Origin of the sequence: Streptomyces chiangmaiensis, from assembly GCF_036281785.1 — a bacterium.
In the GTDB taxonomy this organism is placed as follows: Bacteria; Actinomycetota; Actinomycetes; order Streptomycetales; family Streptomycetaceae; genus Streptomyces; species Streptomyces chiangmaiensis.
Genome location: NZ_JAYWVC010000340.1, coordinates 1 through 5,544, shown reverse-complemented (window position 1 = coordinate 5,544; position 5,544 = coordinate 1). Strand labels below are relative to the sequence as shown.

General features: G+C 68.3%; 3 protein-coding genes and 2 pseudogenes. 3 read left to right on the top strand and 2 right to left on the bottom strand.

Annotated elements, in window-relative coordinates; genetic code table 11:
- Nucleotides 1–68: 68 nt before the first annotated feature.
- Nucleotides 69–1,214 (bottom strand): PP2C family protein-serine/threonine phosphatase, encoded by a 1,146-nt coding sequence (locus VXC91_RS41885; protein ID WP_329512601.1) that lies wholly within the window; start codon nucleotides 1,212–1,214, stop codon nucleotides 69–71.
- Between the two features lie 90 nt (nucleotides 1,215–1,304).
- Nucleotides 1,305–1,552 (bottom strand): annotated as a pseudogene (locus VXC91_RS41880) (IS110 family transposase); the annotation flags it as partial.
- Nucleotides 1,553–1,925: 373 nt separating this feature from the next.
- On the opposite strand from VXC91_RS41880, the pseudogene VXC91_RS41875 reads away from it, so the two are divergent.
- From VXC91_RS41875 to VXC91_RS41865, 3 genes and pseudogenes are all read left to right on the top strand, one after another.
- Nucleotides 1,926–2,072: pseudogene (locus VXC91_RS41875) on the top strand (transposase); the annotation flags it as partial.
- A 207-nt stretch (nucleotides 2,073–2,279) separates the two neighbouring features.
- Nucleotides 2,280–2,597, top strand: a complete 318-nt coding sequence (locus tag VXC91_RS41870; RefSeq protein ID WP_329512600.1) for an aquaporin — start codon at nucleotides 2,280–2,282, stop codon at nucleotides 2,595–2,597.
- A 288-nt stretch (nucleotides 2,598–2,885) separates the two neighbouring features.
- Nucleotides 2,886–5,366: a SpoIIE family protein phosphatase gene (locus VXC91_RS41865; protein ID WP_329512599.1), complete on the top strand. Its 2,481-nt coding sequence runs from the start codon at nucleotides 2,886–2,888 to the stop codon at nucleotides 5,364–5,366.
- Nucleotides 5,367–5,544 lie beyond the last annotated feature (178 nt).

Below are 5,544 nucleotides of genomic sequence, written 5' to 3'. Positions count from 1 at the left end.
GGTGAGGCCGGAACCTTGCGAGAGGTTTCTGTGAGGCGGGGCTCCGACCGCGCTTCCGCACGCTTCGCTCAGGCGGCCGCCGCCCCGCCGTCTCGCCGGACGACGACCATCGCCATGTCGTCGTCCAGGCGACCATCGGTGTACTCCCGCAGGTCGGCGACGACCCTGTGGAGCAGCGTTTCGGGCTCCGGGTCGGCCCACCTGGCGACCCGTTCGGCGAGCGGGTAGAAGACACCGCTCCGGTCACGAGCCTCGCAGACACCGTCGGTGTACAGCATCAGCCTGTCGCCTTCGCCGAACGGGAAGGTCGCCGGGAGATACAGGCTGCCGGAGATCGCGCCGAGGCCGAGTGGCGGCGCCGGCTCGGGCACCACGAGCGCGGTCGCGGCGGGGGTGTCATGGCGCAGCAGGAGGGGTGGCGGGTGCCCGCAACTGACCAGGTGCACGACCGGGTCGTCGTCCGGGATGTCCACGACGGCGGCAGTGACGAATCGTTCAGCGGCGTCGTCCTCGGACCCGGAGAACTCCGCGAGGCCCCAGCGGACGGCTTCTTCCATGTAGGCGGCCAGTTCCGGCAACGTGATCTGGCGGTGGGACGCGGCTCGGAAGGCGCCCAGCACGACCGCCGTGTCACTGATCGAGGCCAGGCCCTTGCCGCGGACGTCTCCGATGAGCAGCCGGGTGGAACTGGAGGTGCGGGCCGCGGCATACAGGTCACCGCCGATGCATGTATCGGCCTCCGCGCCGCGGTATCGCGAAGCGAGTCGGACCGGGCCGGCCCGCTCGGGCAGGGGGCGCAGTACGACGCGCTGTGCTGCGTCGGAGATGGAGCGGGCCCAGACGAGCTGCCGCTGGCCCCGGTCCCGCCGGTGCGTGAAGAGCACCAGGAAGGCACAGAGTGCGGCAAGGGTGCCGAGTTCGACGAGGACGCTCTCTGTGTTCAGAGTGCGACGTTCCGCACCCGCCGCAATCAGGGCGAGTACACTCAGTGAGCCGATGAGTGCGGTGAGCCGTGGACCGGCGCTGTGCGCGACGACCGCTACAGCGAGGACCAGCACGTCCGCAAGGTGGATATCCGGTGGCAGGAACAGGTCGGCCACAGGGACCGCGACGATCACTGCCAGTGGGCCGAGCAGCCACATGAGATGCGGCGCGGCCCGGCGCCGCACCTTGGGATCCCCGGCCGCCGATCTGATGCCGGTCACAGCGCTCACATTGTGCTCCCGTGCTCGTCGCCCCTACGCAGCAACGCCTGACCGTCCACCGGTCATCGCTCCTGCCGGGGGGTGCCTCTATGTCTTTCGTCAAGCGAGGCGTGGGGTTCTGGGTTCGTAGAAGGTGCGGTCGCGGAGCATTGCGAACAGCACGCTGATGCGGTGGCGGGCCAGGCGGAGGAGGGCCTGCGTGTGGGTTTCCCGCGGGCCCGGCATCGGTCGTAGTAGGTGCGGGAGGCGGGATCGTGCAGGGCAGCGAACGCGGACAGGAACATCGCGCGCTTGAGATGCCGGTTGCCGCCTCTGGGCGCGTGTTCGCCGTGGATCGAGGGTGCGCTCGGGGAGGCGCGGCGGGCTTCCGTGTGCTTCGTTCGTGTTCATGCCTGTAACGCTACTGACGCAATGGCACCGGAGTATGGTCCATTTCTATGACAGATTCCCAAACCAATTCTGCGGACAAGGCAAGATCACGATTTACGGAGCTGGAGTACTAACCCGCTCCCGATCGTCGCGACCCGGGCATGCGACGTGGCGCTCCGGCTTCGCGGTGCAACTGGTCTAACAGGCGGCACCCAGGGGCCCGCCTGACCGTTCGGCACGAAGTGGTCCGCTCTTCCGTCCGGAAAATGGTCCGCACGCATGGACGGCGACGCGCATACGGTCAGGTCATGACTGCCGCCGCGCCCACCGTGATGAACATCGGTGTCTTCCCCTCTTTCCGCAGTTCTGACCTCGATTCCGGGGAACGCGGTCAGCGCCGCCGCCACCTTGCTGGTCACCGTCGGCGACGGCACCAGCTTCCCCACCGCGGCCCACCTGGCCTCCTACGCTGGCCTCGCTCCGACGACGAAGTCGTCTGTCTGGACTGGGCGAAGCTCGCCCCCGGAGGCATCCAAGGCCATGACCCGCCTGGACACGGCACCGTGAGGGTCTCCCTGCGGCTTATGGGCGCCTTCCCCGGGTGCAGCATTGTTTTCTACGTGCTGGCCCAAATGGCGGGGACGGGTCTTGGGCGCCTGGTGTGGGCCTGCGGTCTTTCTCCCGTCGATCGGCTACGCCGCGATCGTGCCCGCACCCTCCTGGCAGCCCGCGTTCGTCTTTGTCGCCGAGGCCGGCAGCATGACGGTCATCATGCTCGCGGTCAGTTTTTGCATGGCTCATGCCCGCTATGCGCACCTGGTGCTGTACGTCATCGGACTGTCCGTTTCGCTGGTGATCGCTTTTCTGCGGCCGCGCAGCGGGGGCTCGATCAACCCCGCCCGCCAGTTCGGTCCTACCGCATTCGCCGGGCTGACCCCAATCTGCGGATCTGTGTGGTCACTCCGATTCTGCGAGTGGCCTTCGGGGCCTGGCTGCACCGCCTTCTCAGCAGTCGCCGACTGACGCGTGAGGTGCGGGTGAGAGCAAGCGGGGCGTCACCGGACGGCAGTGTGGCTGACGTCGGCGTCAGCCGACGGCCCGTTGGCCGCACCCCGGCCCCGACAGGGGTCCCGCCGGAGCACGTCTGACGGGCCGAGACCACCGCCGCAGCCACCGTCGGGGGCAGTGTGAATGGGCTGTGGCCTGCCGTGCCTGGTAGCTCGATAACTCCCTGCCCTGGACCTATCCATCCACCAGACACCCGAGCAGTTGGGGGACCGCATCGCCGGGGGGACACAGAAGGGAAAAGCAATGGGCAGTTCCGCAGAGACGGCAGTCTCCGAGGCTCAGACGGCCATCGAGAAAGTCAGCCCGGCGATAGCCCTCCTCGACGCGCAGGGGACGGTGGTCGGATGGTCGCAGGCCGCTCAGCGGCTCGTGGGCTACTCGGCCGCGGAGGCGGTCGGGCGGTCCGCCGGTGTCCTGTTGGTGGCTGCTGACGACCGAGTAAAGGCTTCACAAGCCGCACAAGAGAGCACCCTCTGGGGCTGCTGGTCCGACCTCGCGCAGGTGCGCCACCGCGACGGCCGCAGCATCGACGTGCGCCTGTGCGTGTCATCGCTGTCCGGGCAGGACGGCCGGGACTGGTGGGTGGTCTGGGCGACCGACAAGGCCTTGCTTTCCACGTGGCCGGCCGCGGCCACAGCGGCGGTGCCGCTCCTCGCTAAGCTGCCGAGGCGCCTGCCGATCGGTGTCGTCATACAGGACACGCACCTGCGCTGCGTCCGGGCGAACGACACCCAGGGCTCCTGGGACGGCATCCCTCTCCCCCAGCGGATGGGCCGCAGGCTGACGGAGGCGGCGCCCGGGACGGGGGCCGAAACGCTGGAAGCAGTGATGCACCAGGTGCTGGAGAGCGGGGACCCGGCGATGGACGTGGACTACCAGGCCTTGCTGCCGGCGAATGTGCGAAGCAATCGCATATTGAAAGCGTCCTTCTTCCGCCTCGACGACGCGCAGGGTCGCGCGCTGGGCGTGTGCACTGTGAGCGTGGACGTCACCGACTGCCAACGGGCGCGAGAGCGTCTGGCAATCCTCGGCGAGGCCAGCAGGCGCATCGGCACCACTTTGGACGTCATGCAGACCGCGCAGGAACTGGCCGACCTGGCCGTGCCGTTCCTCGCGGACTACGCCACTGTCGACCTGGCCGAGTCCGTCCCACTCGGCGAGGAGCCCTTGGCCCATCTCGGCGCAGAGGACGGGCGCATCCCCGTCTTCCGCCGTGCGGGCCTGGCCTCGATCCACCCGGGAACGCCGGAGTCCCTGTTCGCTCGCGGAGAGCCGGTCTTCGTCCCGCCCACTTCGCCCTTCACCGGTGTCCTGCGCTCCGGGAAATCCCACTTCGAGCCGATGCTGGACACATCCCCGGGCACATGGCTGGACCACCACGACGCGCTGGCGGAGAAGATCCGCGAGCACGCCATGCACTCGTTGATGGTCGTCCCGATCCACGCCCGGGGCGCAGTGCTGGGTGTGGCGGTCTTCGTGCGGACGCAGGACCCCAGGCCGTTCGAGGAGGACGACCTGCTCTTGGCCGAGGAACTCGTCAGCTGGGCAGCGCTGGCCCTGGACAACGCCCGCCAATATGTGCGCGAACGCTCCGCGGCTCTCGCCCTGCAGCGCCTGCTGCACCCTCACCACCCCACGGGCGGCTCCGCCGCTGATGTCGCCTGGCGCTACCTGCCGGCCGACAGCTACCACGGCATCGGGGGTGACTGGTTCGACGTGATCCCCCTCTCCGGCGCCCGCGTCGCCCTGGTCGTCGGCGACGTGGTCGGACACGGCATCAACGCGGCGGCGAAGATGGGCCAACTCCGCACCGTCATGCACACCCTCGCGGACATGGACATGCCTCCCGACGAAGTACTGTCCCGCCTCGACGAGCAGGTCATCCGCCTCACCGAGGCGGAAGCCGACCCCCGGCACCCGGACACCACCACGATGGCCGCCACGTGCCTGTACGCCGTCTACGACCCGGTCACCCGGTACTGCTCCATGGCGCGGGCCGGCCACCCCCCGCTCGCGGTCATCGACCCGCACGGCCACGTCACCTTCCCCGACCTGCCCACCGGAGCACCGCTCGGCCTCGAACTGGTCCCCTTCGAGTCCGTAACTTTGGAACTCGCTGAAGGAAGCGTGCTCGCCCTCTACACCGACGGTCTGATCGAGGCCCGCGACCAGGACATCAGCGCCGGCATGAACCGTTTGCGCGCGGCCCTCGCACGGCCCGACCTCACACTGGACGATCTATGCTCTTCCACAGTGGACACACTGCGGGCCAAGCCGCCGAGCGACGATGTCACTCTGCTCCTCGCACAGACCCATTCGCTGAGCGCAGACCAGGTTGCCTCTTGGCAGTTCCCCAGCGAACTCGCCGTCGTCAGCCGTGCCCGAACTCTCGCTACCCGGCAGCTGACCCACTGGGGACTGGAACACCTGGCCGAGACCACAGAGCTGATCGTCAGCGAAATGTTCACCAACGCCATCATCCACGGCAACGGCGGCTGCGACAGCGACCGCACGATCGGCCTACGCCTCATCCGGCACGAGATGCTGACCTGCGAAGTCTCCGACGCCAGCCACTGCCACCCGCTTCTGCGACACCCCCGCACCACCGACGAACACGGCCGCGGCCTCTTCCTCCTCACTCATCTGTCCCACCGATGGGGGACCCGCCACATCCCGGACGGCAAAGTCATCTGGGCTGATCAGCAACTGCCGGCCAGTGCGTGAAACCACTAACCCGCCCAGCTCAAGCGCTTGGAGGCCAGCGCCTGTCCCCCGAAAAGACCGACAACTCGTAGCCACTTGCTGTGCGAGGGCTCAGCGAATGTCTCCGGCGCCAACCGGGTCCCCGATCCCTGACGAGCCGTCAACCATCGTCGAGCGACTAGCTAGTGTGATGCGCCGA

Bases quoted from the DNA above. Each gene is read 5' to 3' on its own strand.
- VXC91_RS41865 (WP_329512599.1), top strand. From the start codon at position 2,886: ATGGGCAGTTCCGCAGAGACGGCAGTCTCCGAGGCTCAGACGGCCATC.